This is a genomic window from Massilia sp. LXY-5 (assembly GCF_059801075.1).
Genome location: NZ_JBNNEH010000002.1, coordinates 502,673 through 524,338, shown reverse-complemented (window position 1 = coordinate 524,338; position 21,666 = coordinate 502,673). Strand labels below are relative to the sequence as shown.

Here is a 21,666-nt window from a genome sequence, read left to right as displayed (position 1 = left end):
TTCGAGGATCGTCATGCGTTTTTTGAAATCCCGGCTGCGCCACCTTGGTACGACACTGAGCAATTACTGTGCATACAAGAGCAATTTTTGCTACGATTCGTGGGTTTTCCATAAAGCACCAGCTACGTACCGGTGCGTATCACCCTCCTCGGCGCATGGCGACAGACAAAGAACTAGGCGACTTCCTCGAGAATGTCGAACGGCGGGCGTTCAAGCAGGCCGTGTACGCGGTGCGCAAGGACGAAGCGGCGCTCGACATCGTGCAGGACGCGATGATCAAGCTCGCCGAAAAATACGGCGACAAGCCGGCCGCCGAATTGCCGATGTTGTTCCAGCGCATCCTGCAGACCACCATCCTCGATTACTTCCGCCGCGAAAAGGTCCGTAACACCTGGGTCAGCCTGTTCTCGGGCCTCGGCCGACGCGGAAACGACGATGAGGACTTTGATATACTCGATGCGTACGAAGCGGAGGAAGGAACGGCTGCGGCCGAGTCCAGCATGGATCAGGTCGAACGCGCCCAAACCTTGCACCTGATCGAAGCGGAGATACAAAAGCTCCCGGCGCGTCAACGCGAAGCCTTCCTTATGCGTTACTGGCAGGATATGGACGTGGCCGAAACGGCCGCGGCAATGGGATGCTCGGAGGGCAGTGTCAAAACGCACTGTTCTCGCGCTACGCATACCCTTGCCGATGCCCTGCGGGCCAAGGGAATAAAATTATGAATACCGACGACATCAACCTGGCGTACAAGCTGCGCCATGCCCTGAACGAAAACCTCGACGCGCTGCCGGCTTCGACGACCGAGCGCCTGGCCGCCGCGCGCGCGCTCGCGCTGTCGCGCAAGAAGGCCGATGCGCCGGTCGAAGTACAAGCAAACAAGCGCAAGACGCGCCGCTTCTTCGATGTCGACTTCCATTTCTCCGGGGCTGGACTCGGCCGCCTCGGCGTGGCCATCCCGCTGCTGGCGCTGGTGGTCGGCCTGGGCGGGCTGTACCAATACGAACAGCAGCAGCGCATCGCCGAACTGGCCGAGCTCGACGCCGCCGTGCTGGCCGACGAACTGCCGCTGACGGCCTACCTTGACCATGGCTTCAATGCCTATCTGGAGTCGCAACAGCGCCGCCAATGAGGACACCCCCTTCCAAGCCACGCCGCCTCGGCTGGATTGCCGCGGTGGCGGTGGTGCTGGCCGGTCTCGCGGCCTGGGTCGTCTGGCATAACGCAGGAAACGACGGCCCTGGCGCCATCCGCAGCGCAGCCACGTCCACCGGCACGCCTGGCGCGCCCGCCAGGAGCGCGCCGACCCTCGGCCAGCCGCTCTGGCGCGAGCTGTCGCCAGCCCAGCAGGTCGCACTGGAACCGCTGCGTCCCGAATGGGATGCGATGGACAGCGTGCGCAAGAAGAAATGGCTGGAGCTGTCGCGCCGCTTCGCGTCGATGAATCCGACCGAACAGGCACGCGTGCACGAGCGCATGCGCCAGTGGATGCGCCTCACCCCGGAACAGCGCAGCCTCGCACGCGAAAACTACACCAAGGCGCGCAAACTGGCGCCCGGCGACAAGGCCGCCACCTGGGAAAGCTACAAGCAGCTCACGCCCGGCGAGAAACAGCGCCTGGCGCAGGCAGCGGCGCGCAAGAACGCGGCCGCCGCCGGCCCGCCGGCGCCGGCCAGCACGATCGTGACCCCGACTCCCTGCCCCGCCGGCACCACGCGCCGCGGCGCGACCTGCATGTCGCTGGAGGCGCCGGCCTCGATCCCGACTGCCCCGGCGATCACCCAGCCCGCACCCGGTCCCGTGACGCCGCCGGCTGCCACTGCCCCGGCGGCGCCTGCCGCCCAACCCGCCGCCGCACCTGCCTCGTCGAATGCAAACGGATAACGAAGTCAATGCGGTCGTCACTGCGCCTTCCGTGATCGGCACGCCGACCGTCAGGCGGCGCATCGTCGCGATGGTCTACGAAGCCTTTCTCCTGATCGCGGTCGAAGCACTGGCCGTCTTCATCTATATTTACGCCACCGGCAACCGCCAGTCGCCCGGCTACCGCGCCGGCTTGATGGTGTTCCTGTTCCTGGTGACGGCGGCGTATTTCGTCCACGCCTGGAGCGGCAGCGGTTTTACGCTGGCCATGAAGACCTGGCGCATCAAGGTGGTGAAGGTGGGTTGTGCGAAGGTGCCTTTTAAAAATGCGGCACTGCGCTACCTGCTGGCCTGGGGATGGTTTGCGCCGGCGCTGGTGGTCGGCGGCGTGCTCGGCCTGCACCAGTTCAAGGAATGGGCGGTGGTGCTCGTGCTCGGGCTGGTGGCGTGGGGACTGACCGCCTTCCTGGACAAGGACCGGCAGTTCCTGCATGACCGGATTGCGGGGACGCGCTTGATTGCCTTGCCGAAGGTGGGAAAGAAGAAGTAAGCGGCCTCGGAAGCACCGTAACGCGTGGGCTCGGGAGCCCACCCTACGGTGCACCACCGCTGTCACTGCACCGTTGGCCGCCGTGTAACGTAGGGTGGGCTCTCGAGCCCACGCGGTGAAACGTCAGCAGTCCGTTAAAACCGTTCGTAGTCCGTCAGATAGCGCCACTGCCCCGCCGGCAGCCCACCCATCGACATCCGCCCCACCCGCAAGCGCTTGATGTCGGTCACGGTCAGGCCCACCGCCGCGCACATGTGCTCGAGCTGGCCGGGCCGCACGCCCTTGGCGGCGAAGCGCAGGCGCCCCTCGCTTTGCCAGCTGACCTTCATCGGGTTGATCGGCTTGCCGTTGAAGCTCAATCCATGGTTCAGCAGCGCGAGACCGCCCTCCCTGATCCCGCCCGACACCTCCACCACATACTCGTGCTCGACGCGTTCGCCGTCGTCGAGCAGCTTGCGCACGACCCGGAAATCCTGCGAGTAGACCAGCAGCCCGCTCGCATCGGTCTCCAGCGGCGTGCACAGCGTCAGGCGCGCCAGGTGGCGCTTCAGGAAGCGCGGCTGGCCGTGGCCGCCGACGACCAGCGTCTCGGGCGTCAGGCACTCCAGTGCATTCGCGCCGCGCATGCCGACGCCCGCATTCATGCCCTCGGGTTTGTGCAGCAGGATCGTGACCGGCGGCGCTTCCTCGGCGCTGGCGCCGGGCAGCACGGCCACGCTTTGCGAAGGCAGCACGCGCGTGGCCGGGTCCTCGACCACGACGCCGTCGACCGTCACACCGGCGCCGGCGATATACCGCTCCGCTTCCGCCCGCGAGCATTGCACCAGTTCGGCCACACGCTTGGCCAGGCGGATTCCTTCCGCATTCCCCGTGTTGCTCATCAAGCGCGCCAGTTCTGGAAGAAGTTTTTAAAGGCAGCGACGACCTTGTCGACGTCCGCGCGCGAGATGTCCAGGTGGGTCACCAGGCGCGTGCGCGGACCGATCGAGGCGCGGATGCCTTGCTCCGCCAGATGCGCGCTCAGCGGCGCGCAGGCGGCCGCCGGGATGTCCAGCCAGAAGATGTTGGTTTGCGGGGTGCCGACATTCAAAGCGTCGATCTGCGCCAGGCCTTGCGCCAGCAGGGCCGCATGCTCGTGGTCCTCTGCCAGGCGCTTCACGTTATGTTCGAGCGCGTGGTGCGCCGCGGCGGCCAGCACGCCGGCCTGGCGCATGCCGCCGCCCAGCATCTTGCGCCAGCGCTTGCCCTGTTCGATGAAAGCCTTCGGACCGAGCAGCACCGAACCCACCGGCGCGCCGAGACCCTTCGAGAGGCAGACCGAGACGGTATCGAAACCCTTCACCACCTCGCGCAGGCTGATGTTCTGCTTGACCGCCGCGTTGGCGATACGCGCGCCGTCGAGGTGGGTGGCGAGACCTTTCGCATGCGCGAGCGAGGTCGCGGCCGCGATGTAGTCCTGTTTCAATACGCGGCCGCCGATCGTGTTTTCCAGCGCCAGCAGGCGGGTGCGCGCGAAGTGCATGTCGTCGGGCTTGATGTAGGCCTCGATGTCGGAAAGCAGAATCGAGCCGTCCGCCTGGTTGGCGATCGGCTGCGGCTGGATCGAGCCCAGCACCGCGGCGCCGCCGCCTTCGTATTTATATGTGTGCGCTTCCTGGCCGACCAGGTATTCGTCGCCGCGGCCGCAGTGGGTCATCAGGGCGATCAGATTCGTTTGCGTGCCGCTTGGGGCGAACATGCCGGCTTCGTAGCCGAACAAATCGGCCGCGTAGTCCTGCAGGCGGTTGACGGTCGGGTCGTCGGCGTAGACGTCGTCGCCGACTTCAGCGGCGGCCATCGCAGCGCGCATCGCCTGCGAGGGTTGGGTGACGGTGTCGCTGCGCAGGTCGATCCAGGTGTTTTTTTCGCTCATGGTCTCTCAGTCGTTCATTTCGGCTTTGGCTTCGGCTTCAGCTTGCGATGCATAGAAACGCTGGCCCATCTCTTCCAGCCCCAGCGTGGACAGCACTTCCTGCAGGCGCTCGCCCGGACGGCGGCGCGGCAGGTTTTTATAGGTCGCCACGATCAGCTCGTTCTTCATCGAGTGCTCCCAGCCTACCAGCTCGGTGACGGTCACTTCGTAGCCGTGGGCTTCGAGCTGCAGGCAGCGCAGCACGTTGGTCACCTGGCTGCCGAATTCGCGCGTGTGGATGGGACGGCGCCAGATTTCGGTCAGCGGACTTTTCAAGTCCCGGCCCTTATTCTTGCGCAAGACCGAAGCCACTTCGGCCTGGCAGCACGGCACCAGCACCATGTGCTTCGCCTTCTTCTTCAGCGCGAAGTCGATGGCGTCGTCGGTCGCCGTGTTACAGGCATGCAGCGCGGTGACGATGTCGATCGTCTCAGGGAGCTTGCTCGACGTGGTCGATTCCGCCACCGACAGCGGCAGGAAGGACATGTTGGCAAAGCCCAGGCGCGCCGCCAGCCCGGTCGATTTCGCGACCAGCTCGTCGCGCGTCTCGATGCCGTAGATGTGCGAGGCGTCCTCCAGGCCCTTGAAGAACAGGTCGTAGAGGATGAAGCCGAGGTAGGACTTGCCGGCGCCATGGTCGACCAGCGAAACGGCGCCCTTCTCCGCGCGTACATCTTTCACCAGTGGCTCGATGAAGTTGATCAGGTGGTAGACCTGCTTCAGCTTGCGGCGGCTGTCTTGGTTCAGTTTGGCGTCGCGCGTGAGGATGTGCAGTTCCTTGAGCAGTTCGATCGACTGCCCGGGGCGCACCTCTGGTGGAAGTTCCGGCGCCGTGGCCGGTTTCTGGTCAGCGCGCTTCATCGATCCACGCCGCCTGGATGGCTTCCAGCACCCGCTCGCCGCCGCGCGTGCGGTCGTCGTCGAAGCCTTCGAGCTCGACGACCCAGTTATGCAGGTCGACGAAGCGCACCGTGCTCGGGTCGACGTCCGGGTACTTCTCCGCCAGTGTTTCGGCGATTGCCGTCACATCATTCCACTTCATGGCTAGTCCTGATCAGTGGTTCTTTTCGGCCGCGTGGTTGATCGTGTACTTCGGGATCTCGACCACGAGGTCCTCGTCGGCCACGATCGCCTGGCACGACAGGCGCGAATTCGGTTCCAGGCCCCAGGCCTTGTCCAGCATGTCTTCTTCTTTTTCTTCCTGCTCGTTCAGCGAGTCGAAACCTTCGCGCACGATCACGTGGCAGGTGGTGCAGGCGCAGACGCGGTCGCAGGCGTGTTCGATCTCGATGTCGTTTTCCAGCATGACGTCGCAGACGGATTTGCCGCTCGGGGCTTCCAGTACGGCGCCGTCGGGGCAGAAGACCGGGTGGGGCAGGATGACGATTTGTGGCACGTTGTTACCTCATTAATTATTTATATCGTTCGCGGGCGGGTGCGTTCACACTTCGTCCAGCGACTTGCCTGCCAGCGCCTGGCGCACGCTCTTGTCCATGCGCCGCGCGGCGAATTCCTCGGTGCCGTGCGCGAGCGCCTGGACCGCATCGTGCAGCGCGTTCTGGCGCGCGCCCGGCTCCACAGCCGCATCGTTCGAACGTTCGGCCGCATCGCGCACGCCCTGCACCAGGGCCGCCAGCGCTTCCTGCTCGGACGCTTCCAGCAGGTCGGCATCGGTATCGAGCGCCGACTGCGTCGCCAGCAGGATGCGCTCGGCCTCGACCTGTTCTTCGCGCAGCGCGCGCATCTGCATGTCGACCTGCGCCGAGCTGTACGAGTCCTGCAGCATGCGCGCGACTTCGTCGTCGCCCAGGCCATAGGACGGTTTCACCGTAATCGAGGCTTCGACGCCCGAGCGCGTCTCGCGCGCTGCGACCGACAGCAAACCGTCGGCATCGACTTGATACGTTACGCGAATCCGCGCCGCGCCTGCCGCCATCGGCGGGATGCCGCGCAGCTCGAAGCGCGCCAGCGAGCGGCAGTCCGACACCAGCTCGCGCTCGCCCTGCACCACGTGCACCGCCAGCGCGGTCTGGCCATCCTTGAACGTCGTGAACTCCTGCGCGCGGGCGCAGGGAATCGTCGAGTTGCGCGGGATGATTTTTTCCACCAGGCCGCCCATGGTTTCGATGCCGAGCGAGAGCGGCGTCACGTCCAGCAGCAGCCAGTCGTCGCCTGAGGCGCGGTTACCGGCCAGCAGGTTGGCCTGGATCGCGGCGCCCAGGGCCACGACCTTGTCCGGGTCGATGTTCGCGTGCGGGATGGTGTGGAAAAACTCCGATACGGCACGGCGCACGTGCGGCATGCGCGTGGCGCCGCCGACCATCACCACGCCGTCCACGTCTTCGACCGTCACGCCGGCGTCGCGCATGGCCTTGCGGATGGCGTTCATGGTCTTCGCGACCAGGTGTTTCGTGATCTCGGTGAAGGTCTGCGCGGTGATGTTCACGTGCACCAGTTCGCCCGAGTTCAGGACGGCGTCGACCGTCGTCTCGTCGTTGGTCGACAGCAGTTCCTTGGCCTGGCGCGCCTTCACCATCAGGGTCGCCGTGTCTTCTTCCGACAGTGGCGACAGTTTCGCTTGCTCGGTGATCCAGCAGAACAGGCGGTGGTCGAAATCGTCGCCGCCCAGGGCGGAGTCGCCGCCGGTGGACAGCACCTCGAACACGCCTTTCGACAGCTTCAGGATCGAGATGTCGAAGGTGCCGCCGCCGAGGTCGTAGACCGCGTAGACACCTTCGGAGCCGTGGTCCAGGCCATAGGCGATGGCGGCGGCGGTCGGTTCGGACAGCAGGCGCAGCACGTTCAGGCCGGCCAGCTGGGCCGCGTCCTTGGTCGCCTGGCGCTGGGCGTCGTCGAAGTAGGCCGGCACGGTGATGACGGCGCCGACCAGGTCGTCACCGAGTGAATCTTCGGCCAGCTGGCGCAGGGTCGCCAGGATTTGCGCCGAGGTCTCGACCGGGCTTTTCACGCCGGCGACGGTACGGATCTGGACCATGCCTTCGCCGTCGACGAAGTCGTAGGGCAGGTTCTCGGCGTGGGCGATGTCCTTCAGGCCGCGGCCCATGAAGCGCTTGACCGAGACGATGGTGTTCTTCGGGTCGGTGGTGCGGTGGGCCTGCGCCTTGCGGCCGATATGGGCATTGCCGTTGGCGAGGTAACGCACGACCGATGGCAGCAGGGAGCGGCCGTCCTCGTCGCTGAGCACTTCGGGGCTGCCGCTACGGACGGTGGCGACAAGCGAATTGGTGGTGCCCAGGTCGATGCCGACGGCCAGCCGGTGCTGGTGCGGCGCGGTCGACATGCCGGGTTCGGAGATCTGCAAAAGTGCCATGTTCGTGTTACCTGGTTGTTGTTCTGGGTGGTGCGCGGTGGACTCAACATCGCGAAATGCGTACGCCTGTTGAACGCGTGGGCGGGAAACCCGCCCACCCTACGTCCCTTCGGCACACCGCGACGTTGATTTACCCTTCGATCGCTTCGTATGCGTACTGTACTTCGTCCCCGAATTTGTCGAGGAACATCAGCGCGCGCACGCCTTCGGCGGCCTTCGGAAAATCGCCGGCGTCGAGCTGCTTGCCGACCTCGGCCAGCATGGCCTTGCGCTCCATCCGCACCTGCTTGTCCAGGGCGTCCAGCGCGTCGGCGTCCTTCGCCGCGCGCGCGTCGCCGAGTTCTTCGCGCCACTCCATCTGCTGCATCAGGAAAGCCATCGGCATCGCCGTGTTCGACTCGGTCTGCAGGTCGACGCCGTTCAGCTCGCACAGGTAGTGCGCGCGCTTCTGCGGGTTCTTCAGCGTTTGATAGGCTTCGTTCGCGCGCGTGGCCCATTGCATGGCGACGCGTTTTTCCGCATCGGTGGCGTTCACGAAACGGTCCGGGTGGACGCGGCCCTGGACGTCGCGGTAGGCCGCGTCGAGCGCGGCCATGTCGACGTCGAAGCGGGCCGGCAGGCCGAAGAGCTCGAAGTGGTTCTGCATCAGGTTCTTAGATCCGGAAGCTCTCGCCGCAACCGCAATTGTCCTTGACGTTCGGGTTGTTGAAGCGGAAGCCTTCGTTCAGTCCCTCGCGGGCGAAATCGAGTTCGGTGCCGTCGATGTAGGGCAGGCTTTTCGGGTCGACGAAGACCTTCACGCCAAACGACTCGAAGACAGTGTCCTCGGCCGCCGATTCGTCGACGTACTCCAGCTTGTAGGCCAGGCCGGAGCAGCCGGTGGTGCGCACGCCGAAACGCAACCCGAGGCCCTTGCCGCGACGCTCGATGTAGCGGTTGATGTGCTTCGCCGCTTTTTCGGTCAGTGTGATTGCCATGCGTTCCTCTCCAGCTTGGTTCTAGCTAATTATGCAGTTGCGTGCTTGGTCTTGTAGTCGAGGACAGCGGCTTTGATCGCGTCTTCGGCCAGGATCGAGCAGTGGATTTTGACCGGCGGCAGCGCCAGTTCTTCGGCGATCTGCGTGTTCTTGATGGCCAGTGCCTGGTCCAGGGTTTTACCCTTCACCCATTCGGTCACCAGCGAGCTCGAAGCGATGGCCGAACCGCAGCCATAGGTCTTGAACTTCGCGTCTTCGATCAGGCCCTGCTCGTTGACCTTGATCTGCAGCTTCATCACGTCGCCGCAGGCCGGTGCGCCGACCATGCCGGTACCGACGGCGTCATCGCCCTTGTCGAAGGCGCCGACGTTGCGTGGGTTCTCGTAGTGGTCGAGTACTTTGTCCGAATATGCCATGGTAGTGCTCCTTATCTTCTCTTAATGCGTTCCGTACTGATTAGTGGGCTGCCCATTGGATCGTGCTGATATCGATCCCGTCCTTGAACATGTCCCACAGGGGCGACAGTTCGCGCAGTTTGCCGACCTTCGATTTCAGCAGTTCGATCGTGAAATCGATGTCTTCTTCGGTCGTGAAGCGGCCGATGGTAAAGCGGATCGAGCTGTGCGCCAGTTCGTCGCTGCGTCCCAGGGCGCGCAGCACGTAGGATGGCTCCAGGCTGGCCGAGGTGCAGGCCGAACCGGACGACACGGCGATGTCCTTGATCGCCATGATCAGCGACTCGCCTTCGACATAGTTGAACGAAACGTTCAGGTTATGCGGCACGCGGTGTTCCATGTCGCCGTTGATGTAGACCTCTTCGATCTCCATCAGGCCCTTGGCCAGGCGGTCGCGCAGCGCGGTGATGCGCACGATCTCGCTGTCCATCTCTTCCTTGGCGATGCGGAAGGCTTCGCCCATGCCGGCAATCTGGTGCGTCGGCAAGGTACCCGAGCGCAGGCCGCGCTCGTGGCCGCCGCCGTGCATCTGCGCTTCCAGGCGCACGCGCGGCTTGCGGCGCACGTACAGGGCGCCGATGCCCTTCGGACCATAGGTTTTATGGGCGGTGAAGGTCATCAGGTCGCACTTCGTCTTGTTCAGGTCGATGTGCACCTTGCCGGTCGCCTGGGCGGCGTCGCAGTGGAAGATGATGCCTTTCGAGCGGCACAGTTCGCCGATTTCGTCGATCGGCTGGATCACGCCGATTTCGTTATTGACCAGCATGACCGAGACCAGGATCGTGTCTGGACGGATCGCCGCGGCCAGCTGCTCGACGGTGATCAGGCCGTTGTCCTGCGGCTCCAGGTAGGTGGCTTCGAAACCGACGCGCTCGAGCTCGCGCACGGTGTCCAGCACGGCCTTGTGCTCGGTCTTCACCGTGATGATGTGCTTGCCCTTGGTCTTGTAGAACTGGGCCGCGCCCTTCAGGGCCAGGTTGTTCGATTCGGTGGCGCCGGAGGTCCAGATGATTTCGCGCGGATCGGCGCCGACCAGGGCGGCGACGTGGCCGCGCGCCTCTTCGACGGCAGCCTCGGCCGACCAGCCATACATGTGGCTGCGCGATGCCGGATTACCGAACTGCTCGCGCAGGAAGGGGATCATCTTGTCCGCCACGCGCGGGTCGATCGGCGTCGTCGCCGAGTAGTCCATATAGACCGGGAAATGTGGCGCAGTCACGAAGCTCTGCTCGATTTTTTTGTCCAAAGGCGCGTTCATCAGTTCACTCCAGTCATGCTTCAATTTTGGTGGCGGCGGGGGTGCGGTGCACCACCACGACGTTCTGTTCTTTCTGCTTCTGCTGGTCGACCAGGTCTTGCAGGGAGACCGAATCGAGGTAGTCGACCATCTTGGCGTTCAGCGTGGTCCACAGGTCGTGGGTCATGCAGCGGATGCCGCTGGCGGCGTCCGACCCGTGGCAGTTTTCCTTGCCCCCGCATTGGGTGGCGTCGAGCGGCTCGTCGACGGCGATGATGATGTCGGCCACCGTCACCTTTTCCGCCGGACGCGCCAGGCTGTAGCCGCCGCCCGGCCCGCGGATCGATTCGACGATCTCGTGGCGGCGCAGCTTGCCGAACAGCTGCTCGAGGTAGGACAGCGAAATGGCCTGGCGCTGGCTGATGCCCGACAGCGTGACCGGACCCGTACCCTGGCGCAGGGCAAGATCGATCATCGCAGTGACAGCAAAACGGCCTTTGGTGGTCAGACGCATCACAACCCCGGTAATGTTAAAATATTGCCCTTGTTCATTTCGCATCCACTTTTCCAGGTCTTCGGTGCTGAAGCAGAAAGACCGGATTAGTTGAACGATTTAGTCAAGTATAGCAAATTCCGGGGGGCTTGTCTTGGCGGCCCCAAAAACGGCGGACCTGGTTAGCGAGGCTTTTTGGATGCTGCCGCAGGGTGGGCAGCTCCACCCTGACGATCGAACAGACGCGCCGTCCGCGCTGCCCACGCGGTGATACGCGACTTCTGGACGATCGCGCCCGCAATCGAAACCGCCTCTCAGCGCGCCCGCAACAACCCCATCGGCCCGAACAATTCCCGCATCCCCTGGTGCCCGATAAAGCTCAGGTTATACGGATGCTCCGCCAGCACCTGCGGCAAGCCTGCGGTTTCCGGCAGCTTCCTCAACTCCTCCGCAATCTTCCCCCACAGCACCAGCGTCGGGGGCTGGGGCTGCGCGGCCAGCACCGCCAGCACGGTCTGCAAGAACGGCAGCCAGGCGCGCGCATCGATCGCCGGCTTGACGTGCTTGCGAAACACCAGCGCCGCGTTCAGCAAGAGGAATCCCTGCTGCGTGAGGTTGTCCTGTAACTGCGCCAGGGTCCGGATCGAGCCGTTCGACAAGGCCGCGGCCGCCACCGGCGCCATGGCCGCGCCGCCCGTGTCCTCGAGCTGCAGCCGGCCGTCGGCCACCAGCAGCATCTTCATGAAGTTGCGCAGCGAGGTCGCCCGGTTCACCGGCTTCGACAGGCCCGCTTCGCTCCACAGGTCGCCGACCGCGCCATCCATGAAGCAGACGCCGGTCGCGCTCTCGGCGCGCGGATACGGTCCCTCCCCCACCAGCACGTAGCGCACCCGGTCCAGGGGCTGGGCAAACGCGGCGAACAAACGCCCCTGGGTCGGCAAATAATCGTCCGCGGCCAGTGCCGGCAGGTAGCCGGGATTGGCCTGCGCCACTGCTTCCAGGCCGCGCAGCAGATGGGGCCGCCAGGAGGCGTCGGCAAGGGCGAGCGCGTCGATCATGGCGCCGGGGATGGGGGAGCTGTTCATGGCTGGTCGGTTGCGAAAAAGAGGCGAAATTGTAGCCCAGCCCATGCGCAGCGGGTGCATCGGTGCCGTACGTCAAGCTGGCGTACCGGTTTCGCAAATCGAGGCATAGTAATCGCCCATCCACCAACACCCGAACAAAGGAGACAGAACATGCAAACCATCCAGGACATCATGACGCGCGACGTGCAGACCATTTCGCCGCAGGAGACCGTGCAGCGCGCCGCACAGCTGATGGACGAATTGAATGTGGGTGCCATCCCGGTGCTCGATGACGGCAAGCTGGTTGGCATGATCACCGACCGCGACATCACCGTGCGCTCCGTGGCCGTCGGCCAGGCGCCCGGCTCGACGAAGGTCGAGCAGGTGATGAGCACCGACGTGCGCACCTGCACCGCCGGCCAGAGCGTCGACGAGGTGCTGGGGCAGATGGGCGACGTGCAGATCCGCCGCATTCCCGTGCTCGACGAGCAGTCGCAACAGGTGATCGGCATCGTGTCGCTGGGCGACGTGGCGACCAAGCACTCGGCCGACGTCGACCGCACGCTCGACGAGATCTCGACGCCGTCGGAGCCGGACCGTTCGGCGACGAGGCACTGACACCGGACGAGGCGGACGCTCCCGTCCGCCTCCGGGAGCAGCCGCTTACTCGGCGTCCGGCTGCCTGGATGGATGCGCGGCCGCGAAGGCCGGCAGGTCGATGCATAGCGCGTAGATGCGGGCGATGTTCGGGTAGACGCTGATGTCGATCTCGAAACGCTGGGCATTGAACACCTGCGGCACCAGGAAGCAGTCGGCGATCGTCGGCGCGCTGCCGTGGCAGAAGGGACCGGCGGCCGGGTCGCGCGCGAGGTGCGATTCGAGGCCGGCCAGTCCTTCGCGGATCCAGTGGCGGATCCAGTCGTTCTTCTGCTCTTCGCTGATTTTCAGCTCGTGCACCAGGTAGCGCAGGACGCGCAGGTTGTTCAGCGGGTGGATGTCGCAGGCGATGATCTGCGCCAGCTCGCGCACACGGGCGCGGCCCGGCGCATCCTGCGGCATCAGGGGCACGGCCGGGAAGCGCTCCTCGAGGTATTCGACGATCGCCATCGATTGCGTCAGCGTGATGCGCTCGTCCTGGAAAGCCGGCACCAGGCCGCTCGGATTGATGCGCCGGTATTCCTCCTGGCGCTGCTGGCCGCCGTCCTTGAGCAGGTGCACGGGCACCGCGTCATAGCTCAGGCCCTTCAGGTTCAGGGCGATGCGCACGCGGTAGGCGGCGGAGCTGCGGAAATAGGTATAAAGCTTCATTCTTTCCTCTCGTGGGAATGCGCGCCGTGGTAATGCCTCACCTCGTGATCGATGGCGCCGAAAATGCTGGCGCCATCAGGGTCCAGCATCTCGATGCGCACGTTGTCGCCAAAGCGCAGGAATGGCGTCGCCGGGGCGCCGAGTTCGATGGTTTCGTACATCCGCAGTTCGGCCAGGCAGCAGTAGCCGACGCCACCGTTGGCGATGCTCGAGCCATGCAGGCCGCCCTGCTTGTTCGACACCGTGCCGGAACCGATGATGCTGCCGGCGCCGAGCTCGCGCGTCTTGGCCGCATGCGAAACGAGTTGCGCGAAGCTGAAGGTCATGTCCTCGCCCGCGTTCGGCTTGCCGAAGGGCTCGTCGTTGACCGTGACCAGCAGCGGCAGGTGCAGCTTGGAGTCAAGCCAGGCGTCGCCCAGCTCGTCCGGCGTGACCGCCACCGGAGAAAACGCGCTGGCCGGCTTCGACTGGTAAAAACCAAAACCCTTTGCCAGTTCGCCCGGAATCAGGTTGCGCAGCGAAACGTCGTTCACCAGCATGACGAGGCGGATCGCCTTCGCGGCCTCGTCGATGCTCGCGCCCATCGGCACGTCGCCGGTGACGACCGCCACTTCCGCTTCCAGGTCGACGCCCCAGTCTTCGCTCATCACGGCGATCGGGTCGCAGGGACCGATGAAGGAGTCGCCGCCGCCCTGGTACATCAGCGGGTCGGTGTAGAACGAGGCCGGCACCTCGGCATTGCGCGCCTTGCGCACCAGCTCGACGTGGTTGATGTAGGCCGAGCCGTCGGCCCACTGGTAGGCGCGCGGCAGCGGCGAATGGCAATCCATCTCGATGAAGGATTCGGCCTGGTCGGCGCTGCCATTGTTGAGCTTGTCGTAGACGGCCTGCAGGCGCGGCGCGACCGCGTCCCAGTCGTCGAGCGCGGCCTGCAGCGTGCGCGCGATCTTCGGGACGGCCTGGCAGGTGACGAGGTCACGGCTGACGACGACCAGCGTACCGTCGCGGCCGCCGGTCTTGAGTGAAGCGAGTTTCATGGCGAGTTCCTTAGTCCGGGCATTAGTTGCCGCCATTAAAAGTCAAAACGAACTATCATACAAACAATATTTTCCGCCTGATTTATCAGACTATCCTATGAATCCCACCCTGCGCCAGATGCGCGCGTTCGTGGCGCTCGCCAAGACCAATAACTTTACGTCGGCGGCAGCGTCCATGCACGTGACACAATCGGCTCTTTCGGGCTTGATCAAGGAGCTCGAACAGACCCTCGGCGCACGCGTCGTCGACCGTTCCACGCGCCGCATCGTATTGACGGACATCGGCCGCGAGCTGTATCCGCTATTTAGCCAGATGATCGATGATCTCGACGGTGCGCTGGCGAACGTGGCGGACCATACGCAGTTGCGAAAAGGCGTGGTGCGCATCGCCGCGCCACAACTGATGTGCTGCACCCTGGTGCCCGCAGCCGTGGCTGCCTACCGCAGCGGGCAACCGGACATCGATGTCCGGGTCGCCGACAGCCCGGTCGAGAACGTGATCGCGCGCGTGCTCTCGGGCGAATCCGATTTCGGCATCGGACCCGAGCGCGAACCGGCGCCGCAACTGGAAGCGCGCGAGCTGTTCGAGATGCCCTTCTCCCTCGTCTTCCCGCAGGGACACCCCCTGGAGGCGAACGCGCGCGTCACCTGGCAGGACGTCGCGCGTTATCCCTTCATCGCCCTGCAGGGACAATTCACGGAGCGCCTGCTGGCCGACATGCAAGCCCTGCTGCGCGAAGTGCCCCTGAAACCGGCCAACGAAGTCACCTTCATGACGACGGCGCTGGCGATGGTCAGCGCCGGGCTCGGCATCACCGTCTGCCTGCCGTATGCCGAGCCGCTGGTGCAGCTCTACCAACTGCACATGCGCCCGCTCGAGGAGCCCAGGCTGACGCGGCGCTTTTTCGTCTACACGCGCGCCGGACGCTCGCTGTCGCCGGCGGCGCAGAGCTTCATCGATTTCCTGTTTCCGTATGTGGAGGGAAAGCGCAGCGAGGCGCGCATGATGCAAGCATGAATCAGCAGGCGTGAACCGGGGCTCTGCGCCGGCCGCCGCGCTGGGCTAGAATCGACGGATTGCAGATCGTTTCAGCAGGAGTGCCACAGATGTCCCTGAACACCATCGCGATCAACCAGCGCATGGACAAATTCGACGGCCACCATGAAGTCTGGCTGTTCGGCTACGGTTCGCTGATCTTCAAGGCCGACTTCCCCTTCATCGAACGCCGCCCGGCGAGCATCCGCGGCTGGACCCGCCGTTTCTGGCAGGGTTCGCACGACCACCGCGGCACCGAGGCCGCGCCCGGCCGCGTGGTGACGCTGGTGCCGGAAGAAGGCGCCGTCTGCCATGGCATGGCCTACCTGGTCACGCCGGAGGAATTCGCCCACCTCGACCACCGCGAGAAGAACGGTTACCTGCGGCTGGCGATCGATATCGCGTTCGATGACGGCGGCAGCGAAGAGGGACTGGTGTATATCGCGACGCACGAGAACGCGGCGTTTCTCGGCCCCGCGACCGAGCACGAGATTGCGCAGCAGATTGCCGGTGCGGCCGGGCCGAGCGGCCCGAACAGCGAATACCTTCTGGAACTGGCCCGGGCGCTGCGGGCGCTGGGCAAGCATGACGCGCACGTGTTCGAGATCGAGCGCCACCTGATCGACGCGGCCCGATCGTGAGTTTCCAGCCGGCGTCGTGACCCCGGCCCAGGGCGCCGCAGCCTCGCGGCGTCAACTCTTCCGGCACTTTCCTGAACCTTCAGGGTCGAACATCGGTCGTTCGAACAGCTGTCCTCGCGCCAGAGGACGGTCCGATTACGTTCACCAGGAGAGGCCATGTCCATCGACCGTCGCATCCTCGCCATTCTCGGAGCGCGGCTTCCCGCGATCTTCGACCTGATCCCCCGCGGCCCATTGAGTCTCGCCGCACTCAATGCGCAGCTCCTTCCAGCGCACGAACTGGGCGCTGCCATTGCCGCCGAGTTTGCGCATACCGCGTGGCAGGCCGATCGCTTCGGTCTCGACCCCGCGATCGCATTCATGGACCTCGACGATTGGTGCCCTACCCGTCCAAGGCCACCCAGGCTGCCGCCATGGTGGGGGCCACATCGCGGTCTGGGACCGCACCCGGAGCCGTGGAGTCAGGAATCGCATGCCGACTTCCACATCGGCTTTGCCTCCCGGCTTGCCTGGGCGTCGAGCCAGATCGATAGTCCCGCACTGCGCGAATCGTTCGACAAGGCGATCGAGCGCTCCATCGAGGCGATCGATTCCGGCACTCCCTGAAGCCGCAGCGGCACCCGCTATTGCGCATGGTTCGACGCTTTGCGGCGCCCACATCGCAGATACACGCGGGCGCCACGGCGGGTCCGATGGCCCGCCGCCCCCTCGTCAAAACAAATCCAGCTGCGCCGCCCCCTTCGCGCCCGCCTTGCCGGTCGCCGCCGGCACCACCAGCGGCCGCCGGAATTGCGATGTATCGAGCCGCTCGAAACGGCTGCCCAGCTTCCCCAGGCCCAGCCGCTCGACGGTCTTCGTAAAACGCTGGCGGATCAGGTCGGCCCAGACGCCCTCGCCCTGCATGCGCTTGCCCCAGTCGCTGTCGTAATCCTTCCCGCCGCGCATCTCGCGCACGCGGTTCATCACGCGCTGGGCACGTTCCGGGAAATGGGCTTCGAGCCATTGCTGGAACAGCGGATTGACCTCGAAGGGTAATCGCAGCACGACGTAATGGGCGCTGACGGCGCCGGCATCGCGCGCCGCTTCCAGGATGCGCTCGATTTCCGGTTCGGTGACGAAAGGGATGATCGGCGCCACGCTGACGCTGACCGGGATGCCGGCCTCGGTCAGGGTGCGGATCGTGCGCAGGCGCCGCGCCGGGGCGGCGGCGCGCGGCTCCAGGGTGCGCGAGATTTCCGAGTCGAGCGTGGTGATCGTGATCGCGGCACAGGCCTGGCCCTTGGCCGCCATCGGGGCCAGCAGGTCGATGTCGCGCTCGATCAGCGAGGACTTGGTGATCATGCCGACCGGATGCTGGCATTCGCTCAGCACCTCGAGCACCTGGCGCGTCAGGCGCATCTCGCGCTCGCAGGGTTGATAGGCGTCGGTATTCACGCCGATGGCGATGTGCTCGGGCTTGTACCCCGGATGCGCCAGCTCGCGCCGTAGCAGCTCGGCAGCGTTGACCTTGGCGAACAACCTGGTCTCGAAATCGAGCCCGGGTGAGAGGCCGAGATAGCTGTGCGTGGGACGGGCGAAACAATAGATGCAGCCGTGCTCGCATCCGCGATAGGGATTCAGCGAGACCTTGAACGGGATGTCGGGCGAGGCGTTGCGCGAGAGGATGCTCTTTGCGACTTCGTCCGTCACCTGAGTCTTGAAGCGCGGCGCATCGCCGGGCTCGATCCCGGCGTCCCAGCCGTCGTCGAAACCCTCGCGGCCGTTGACCTCGTACCGGCCTTGCATGTTGGATACAGCGCCCCGCCCTTTCGACACCGCGAGCGGACGCGGCGGCAACATTGGCTGCTCGGCACTGTATTCCCGGTCAATTGTTCGTTCGCGCAGTTCCACTGTGCACCTCATACTGTATGTTTATACAGTATGGTACGCCCGTCAGCGCCTGAACTCAAGCGTGCCGTGTGCGCGCCGCGTCCAGGGGCACGAAAGCGGCCTGTTGTTGCACAAAACCGTCAAACGCCTCCAATAAGGGCGCAACGAGCGCCATGTCGCCGCCGACCTGGCCCAGCGCGTAGGCGGTGGCCTCGAGGGTCGAGAGCTGGTCCGGGGCGTGCGCCTTGCGGATGCGGTAGTTCGAGGCCGGCATCTCGCTCAGGGCCAGGCGCGGCAGGCGCTGCAGGGCCGGGGTCAGGTGCAGCATCTTGCGGCTCTTGCGCCAGGTGGCGTCGAGCACCACCAGGCGCAGTTCCCCGGGCGGGGGCAGGCTGGTGGCCGGGGCCGCGGGCGCGTCCGGCGTCTCCGGATACAGCAGCACGGGCCGGCGGCCATCCGCATGCAACAGCGCATCCAGCTCCAGCGGATCGAAGGCTTCGCCGACCGCAAGCCGGCTGCCGGCAACGCACAGGTGCAGCAGGCGCGCGCTGTTCTTGGCGTTCGCCACTTCGAGCGGATGCTGCAGGATCAAGAGCCCGGCCGCGGGCGACACCGGCCGCACCCAGGCGCAGATGCAGGCCGATTGCGCGCGCAGGCAGGCCGCGCAGCCGGCGCGGCGGGGAGGAGAATCGGGCGTCATCGGTCAGCGCGCAAAAGGCGCCGATTGTATCAGCCGGCAGATGTGCGCAGCGGCGCCAGCGCCCCGCTCCAGGCCACCACCTGGTCGAGCATGGCGGTCAAGGACTGACCATGGTGCGCGGCCGGCTTGAAGGTGGCGAAATTCTCGAAGTCAGTGAACAGCGACAGCATCACCTGCCCGCGCACGTCGGCCACCATCAGTTCGCCCATCACCAGGCGCAGGCTTTCGACGGCGCGCACGCCGCCGGCGCTGCCGTAGCCGACGAAACCGGCCGCCTTGTTGTTCCACTCTTTATAGAGGAAGTCGATGGCGTTCTTCAGCGCGCCCGAGGTGCCGTGGTTATACTCGGGCGTAACGAAGACGAAGCCGTCGAACTGCGCGATCTTGTCGGCCCAGGCGATCGTGTGCGGCTTCGAATACTGGCCCATCGAGGGCGGCACCGGCTCGTCCAGCAGCGGCAGCTTGAAATCCTGGATATCGACCAGCTCGAAGCTCGCATCGCTGCGCTGCGACGCCGCGTCCATTACCCAGCGCGCCACGTCGAGCGCCTTGCGCCCCGGACGGGTACTGCCGACTATCACCGCCACCTTGACCATGTCCGTCTCCTCAAGTGAAGAACAACCCGTGCTCATTCTAGTCAGGTCGCGCAGCGGCCGGCGCCGCTTTGCCCCATACAACTATTCCTGCGCGACGAGGCCGCCCAGCAGGCGCACGGCCTGGGCGATGTCGTAGGGCTTGGCCAGGATCGGCACGTCAGGCAGCGCCACCTGGCGCTCGGTATAGCCGGTCGCCAGCACCACCGGCAGCTCGGGCCAGCGCCGGCGCAGGGCGCGCGCCAGGTCGATGCCGCTCAGGCTGCCCGGCATGACGACATCGGAAAACACGACATCGACCTGCAGTCCGGCGTCGAGCAGCGCCAGGGCGGCGTCGCCGCTCTCGGCCATGCGCACCGTAAAGCCGGCCTGGCGCAGGCCGCCGGCGACGGCTTCGCGCACCAGCGGGTCGTCTTCGACGAAGAGCACGCTGCCGCTCTCCTGCCGCAATACCGCCGGCGCCTCCGGGACAGCCGGGGCCGGGGCCGGCGCCGCATCCGCACGCGGCAGGTAGATGTGCACCCGCGTGCCGCGCCCCAGGGCGCTGTCGAGCGTGAGGAGCCCACCGGCCTGGGCCGCGAAGGCATAGGCTTGCGGCAGGCCGAGCCCGGTGCCCTGCCCCGGCGCCTTGGTCGTGTAGAAGGGGTCGAGCGCGTGCGCCAGCACCTCGGGCGACATGCCGGCGCCGCCGTCGACCACGCTCAGGTGCAGGTAGTCGCCGGGCGCCAGGCCCTGCGGCGGCGTGTCCAGGGCGACATTGCGCGCGATGATGCGCAGCACGCCCCCGCCGTCCATCGCGTCGCGCGCATTGATTGCCAGGTTCAGCAGCGCCAGGTCGAACTGCAGCGGTTCGACCGTCACCGGCCACAGGTCGGGCGCGAAATCGGTGTCGACCGCGACCGCCTCGCCCACGCCGCCCCGGATCAGCTGCAGCGCGCTTTCCAGCTGCAGCTTCGGATCGACCGTCAGCAGCCGCCCTTCCTGCACCCGGCCGAAGGAGCCGAGCTGGCCGGTGAGCTTGGTGGCGCGCCCGACGGTGCGCTTGCAGGTGTCGATCAGGCCTTGCAGCTTCGGATCCCTGGCCAGCATCGCGCCCAGCTGCAAAGCGGTGGTCAGGGTTTGCAGCAGGTTGTTGAATTCGTGGGCGATGCCGGCCGTCAGGCGTCCGAGCGATTCCAGGCGCTGGCTTTTGAGCAAGGCGCCCTGCGCCTGTTCGGTGGCGCGGATCGCCTCGTTCACCCGCTGTTCGAGCTCGCGCTGCGAGCGCCGGATCTGTTTACTGGCTTCCGTCATGCGGCGCGCCACGTTGTCGATCTCTTCCAGTCCGTGCGGGTGGTAAGTCACCTCCTCGCCGTTGCCGAGGCGGTCGGCGCAGCGCCCCAGGTATTCGATCGGCGCCGTTGCCCGGTTCGCGAACCAGCGGCCGGCCGCCAGGGCCAGCACCAGCAGCACGGCCATGATCGCGGCCAGGAAAGCGGCGGCCCTGATCGGTACCTGGCGGATCTCGGCCGTGGGAATGCTGATCAACACCTTCCAGCCCGTGTTCGGCACCGTGCTGGCCAGGGCGCGCACCGGGATGCCTTCGAGCGTCTCGCCGTCGAACATCAGGGCGCCGTCGCCAGCGGCGATGCGCCTGCGCGTGTCTTCACGCAGCAGCGTGCCGACATACCGGCCGGGGTCGCGCGAGCGCGCCACGATGCGGCCGTTGCGGTCGGCCACGGAGGCGATCCAGGTGCCCGGGAAATGCTGGCGCACCAGCAATTGCTGGACGATGCCGACGTGCAGGCCCAGCAGCAGGTAGTAGCGCACCTGGCCCTCGATGCGGACCGGCACCTGCATCATGAAGTCGTGGCGGCGCACCGGCGGCGCATAAAAAACATCGGAGACCAGGGTGCCGGCCGCGCCGAAGCGCTCCACCAGCGCCGGCAGGTTCGATGGGTTGCGCCCGGGCACTACGCTGCCGAACGGGCGCCGGGTGTTGAGGACGGTCTTGCCGTCCAGGTCCAGCAGGATCGCCACCGCGCCGACGCCCTCGGCGGCCCGCTGCGCATGCGCATAGAACTCGGCCATGTCGCCGGCGGCCAGCGCGGGCGACGCGGCCAGGGTGCGCAGGATACCCTCCTGGTGCCGCATTTCGTTGTCGATGAGCAACGCGAACGCATGGCCGGTTTCCGCCACGCTGCGCTCCTGGTCTTTTTGCTGTTCCACGTAGACATACGCCACCGCCAGCGCCGCGCCGATGAAGGCGGGCACCAGAATGGCGACCACGAGGAGCAGTAGCCGGTTCCGGAATCGCATCACATCTCCCTATGACGACGGGCGCGTTCTGGGGCGCCCGTTTGCGCTCCGGCAGCGGCCGGAGCGACAGCTGAAAAATCTGCAATATTTCCTTTTAAATCATGCTCCTGCAGGCGTTTGAGGTCCCGTTCAGCCTGTTCAATATGGACATAAATAAACATCTTAACCACACACAAAAATTTAGCTCTGGAATTGCCGAAACGGATATTGCCCTCGACTGTCGAGGTGCCTAGAATCAATTCATTCCGATCAGCAATTCTGTC

At 65.5% G+C, this 21,666-nt stretch carries 27 protein-coding genes; 8 read left to right on the top strand and 19 right to left on the bottom strand.

Features of this window, described 5'->3' with window-relative positions:
- Positions 1–155 precede the first annotated feature (155 nt).
- Genes ACI48I_RS05860 through ACI48I_RS05845 form a run of 4 tightly spaced genes read left to right on the top strand, consistent with a single transcriptional unit; the run spans position 156 to position 2,413 of the window.
- On the top strand, positions 156–725 hold the full coding sequence (locus ACI48I_RS05860) for an RNA polymerase sigma factor (RefSeq protein WP_193685003.1): 570 nt from the start codon (positions 156–158) through the stop codon (positions 723–725).
- Positions 722–1,132: a DUF3619 family protein gene (locus tag ACI48I_RS05855; RefSeq protein ID WP_193685002.1), complete on the top strand. Its 411-nt coding sequence runs from the start codon at positions 722–724 to the stop codon at positions 1,130–1,132. The genes ACI48I_RS05860 and ACI48I_RS05855 overlap by 4 nt, the downstream gene beginning before the upstream one ends.
- Positions 1,129–1,884, top strand: coding sequence for a DUF3106 domain-containing protein (locus ACI48I_RS05850; RefSeq protein ID WP_193685001.1), 756 nt, complete (start codon positions 1,129–1,131; stop codon positions 1,882–1,884). Before ACI48I_RS05855 ends, ACI48I_RS05850 begins: the two co-directional genes overlap by 4 nt.
- Positions 1,871–2,413: an RDD family protein gene (locus ACI48I_RS05845; protein WP_498573598.1), complete on the top strand. Its 543-nt coding sequence runs from the start codon at positions 1,871–1,873 to the stop codon at positions 2,411–2,413. Before ACI48I_RS05850 ends, ACI48I_RS05845 begins: the two co-directional genes overlap by 14 nt.
- 134 nt (positions 2,414–2,547) lie before the next feature.
- Here the strand turns inward: ACI48I_RS05845 and ACI48I_RS05840 are convergent, their stop codons facing one another.
- From ACI48I_RS05840 to ACI48I_RS05785, 12 genes are all read right to left on the bottom strand, one after another.
- A complete protein-coding gene (locus tag ACI48I_RS05840; RefSeq protein WP_498573597.1) occupies positions 2,548–3,294 on the bottom strand; it encodes an rRNA pseudouridine synthase in 747 nt (248 codons plus the stop codon).
- Complete coding sequence (ltaE, locus tag ACI48I_RS05835; protein ID WP_498573596.1) at positions 3,294–4,325, bottom strand: low-specificity L-threonine aldolase; 1,032 nt, start codon at positions 4,323–4,325, stop codon at positions 3,294–3,296. The genes ACI48I_RS05840 and ltaE overlap by 1 nt, the downstream gene beginning before the upstream one ends.
- A gap of 6 nt (positions 4,326–4,331) precedes the next feature.
- A complete protein-coding gene (locus tag ACI48I_RS05830) occupies positions 4,332–5,225 on the bottom strand; it encodes a class I SAM-dependent methyltransferase (RefSeq protein ID WP_498573595.1) in 894 nt (297 codons plus the stop codon).
- Positions 5,212–5,406 carry a Fe-S cluster assembly protein IscX gene (iscX, locus tag ACI48I_RS05825; protein ID WP_498573594.1) on the bottom strand — a complete coding sequence of 65 codons (195 nt, stop codon included), beginning with the start codon at positions 5,404–5,406 and terminating at the stop codon, positions 5,212–5,214. The genes ACI48I_RS05830 and iscX overlap by 14 nt, the downstream gene beginning before the upstream one ends.
- Positions 5,407–5,418: 12 nt before the next feature.
- Positions 5,419–5,760: an ISC system 2Fe-2S type ferredoxin gene (gene fdx, locus ACI48I_RS05820; protein ID WP_193684995.1), complete on the bottom strand. Its 342-nt coding sequence runs from the start codon at positions 5,758–5,760 to the stop codon at positions 5,419–5,421.
- A 45-nt stretch (positions 5,761–5,805) separates the two neighbouring features.
- The gene (gene hscA / locus ACI48I_RS05815) at positions 5,806–7,695 is read right to left on the bottom strand and encodes a Fe-S protein assembly chaperone HscA (protein WP_498573593.1); all 1,890 of its coding nucleotides are present in this window, start codon (positions 7,693–7,695) and stop codon (positions 5,806–5,808) included.
- Positions 7,696–7,825: 130 nt separating this feature from the next.
- Positions 7,826–8,341, bottom strand: a complete 516-nt coding sequence (hscB, locus tag ACI48I_RS05810) for a Fe-S protein assembly co-chaperone HscB (protein ID WP_193684993.1) — start codon at positions 8,339–8,341, stop codon at positions 7,826–7,828.
- Positions 8,342–8,348: 7 nt separating this feature from the next.
- Complete coding sequence (gene iscA / locus ACI48I_RS05805; RefSeq protein ID WP_193684992.1) at positions 8,349–8,672, bottom strand: iron-sulfur cluster assembly protein IscA; 324 nt, start codon at positions 8,670–8,672, stop codon at positions 8,349–8,351.
- A gap of 29 nt (positions 8,673–8,701) precedes the next feature.
- Complete coding sequence (gene iscU, locus ACI48I_RS05800) at positions 8,702–9,088, bottom strand: Fe-S cluster assembly scaffold IscU (protein WP_498573592.1); 387 nt, start codon at positions 9,086–9,088, stop codon at positions 8,702–8,704.
- Between the two features lie 40 nt (positions 9,089–9,128).
- Entirely contained in the window at positions 9,129–10,385 is a 1,257-nt protein-coding gene (locus ACI48I_RS05795) for an IscS subfamily cysteine desulfurase (protein ID WP_193684990.1), read from the bottom strand.
- A 13-nt stretch (positions 10,386–10,398) separates the two neighbouring features.
- A complete protein-coding gene (gene iscR / locus ACI48I_RS05790; protein ID WP_498573591.1) occupies positions 10,399–10,878 on the bottom strand; it encodes a Fe-S cluster assembly transcriptional regulator IscR in 480 nt (159 codons plus the stop codon).
- A gap of 293 nt (positions 10,879–11,171) precedes the next feature.
- A complete protein-coding gene (locus ACI48I_RS05785) occupies positions 11,172–11,942 on the bottom strand; it encodes a uracil-DNA glycosylase family protein (RefSeq protein ID WP_193684988.1) in 771 nt (256 codons plus the stop codon).
- 150 nt (positions 11,943–12,092) lie between these two features.
- On the opposite strand from ACI48I_RS05785, the gene ACI48I_RS05780 reads away from it, so the two are divergent.
- Entirely contained in the window at positions 12,093–12,539 is a 447-nt protein-coding gene (locus tag ACI48I_RS05780; RefSeq protein WP_193684987.1) for a CBS domain-containing protein, read from the top strand.
- A gap of 45 nt (positions 12,540–12,584) precedes the next feature.
- On the opposite strand, the gene maiA is transcribed toward ACI48I_RS05780, so the two are convergent.
- Complete coding sequence (gene maiA, locus ACI48I_RS05775) at positions 12,585–13,229, bottom strand: maleylacetoacetate isomerase (protein ID WP_498573590.1); 645 nt, start codon at positions 13,227–13,229, stop codon at positions 12,585–12,587.
- Complete coding sequence (locus ACI48I_RS05770) at positions 13,226–14,266, bottom strand: fumarylacetoacetate hydrolase family protein (RefSeq protein ID WP_498573589.1); 1,041 nt, start codon at positions 14,264–14,266, stop codon at positions 13,226–13,228. Before ACI48I_RS05770 ends, maiA begins: the two co-directional genes overlap by 4 nt.
- 97 nt (positions 14,267–14,363) lie before the next feature.
- On the opposite strand from ACI48I_RS05770, the gene ACI48I_RS05765 reads away from it, so the two are divergent.
- The 3 genes from ACI48I_RS05765 to ACI48I_RS05755 all read left to right on the top strand — a co-directional run bounded on the left by ACI48I_RS05765 (position 14,364) and on the right by ACI48I_RS05755 (position 16,549).
- Positions 14,364–15,284: a LysR family transcriptional regulator gene (locus tag ACI48I_RS05765; RefSeq protein ID WP_193684984.1), complete on the top strand. Its 921-nt coding sequence runs from the start codon at positions 14,364–14,366 to the stop codon at positions 15,282–15,284.
- An 89-nt stretch (positions 15,285–15,373) separates the two neighbouring features.
- On the top strand, positions 15,374–15,943 hold the full coding sequence (locus ACI48I_RS05760) for a gamma-glutamylcyclotransferase (protein WP_193684983.1): 570 nt from the start codon (positions 15,374–15,376) through the stop codon (positions 15,941–15,943).
- A gap of 156 nt (positions 15,944–16,099) precedes the next feature.
- Positions 16,100–16,549 (top strand): hypothetical protein, encoded by a 450-nt coding sequence (locus ACI48I_RS05755; RefSeq protein WP_193684982.1) that lies wholly within the window; start codon positions 16,100–16,102, stop codon positions 16,547–16,549.
- A 105-nt stretch (positions 16,550–16,654) separates the two neighbouring features.
- Here the strand turns inward: ACI48I_RS05755 and ACI48I_RS05750 are convergent, their stop codons facing one another.
- The 5 genes from ACI48I_RS05750 to ACI48I_RS05730 all read right to left on the bottom strand — a co-directional run bounded on the left by ACI48I_RS05750 (position 16,655) and on the right by ACI48I_RS05730 (position 21,642).
- Positions 16,655–17,782 (bottom strand): PA0069 family radical SAM protein, encoded by a 1,128-nt coding sequence (locus ACI48I_RS05750; RefSeq protein WP_193684981.1) that lies wholly within the window; start codon positions 17,780–17,782, stop codon positions 16,655–16,657.
- 106 nt (positions 17,783–17,888) lie between these two features.
- On the bottom strand, positions 17,889–18,512 hold the full coding sequence (locus tag ACI48I_RS05745) for a tRNA-uridine aminocarboxypropyltransferase (RefSeq protein WP_193684980.1): 624 nt from the start codon (positions 18,510–18,512) through the stop codon (positions 17,889–17,891).
- A gap of 29 nt (positions 18,513–18,541) precedes the next feature.
- Positions 18,542–19,108 (bottom strand): NADPH-dependent FMN reductase, encoded by a 567-nt coding sequence (locus ACI48I_RS05740; protein ID WP_498573588.1) that lies wholly within the window; start codon positions 19,106–19,108, stop codon positions 18,542–18,544.
- 81 nt (positions 19,109–19,189) lie between these two features.
- Positions 19,190–21,403, bottom strand: a complete 2,214-nt coding sequence (locus ACI48I_RS05735) for a hybrid sensor histidine kinase/response regulator (RefSeq protein WP_498573587.1) — start codon at positions 21,401–21,403, stop codon at positions 19,190–19,192.
- Positions 21,403–21,642 carry a hypothetical protein gene (locus tag ACI48I_RS05730; RefSeq protein ID WP_498573586.1) on the bottom strand — a complete coding sequence of 80 codons (240 nt, stop codon included), beginning with the start codon at positions 21,640–21,642 and terminating at the stop codon, positions 21,403–21,405. Before ACI48I_RS05730 ends, ACI48I_RS05735 begins: the two co-directional genes overlap by 1 nt.
- Positions 21,643–21,666: the final 24 nt, after the last annotated feature.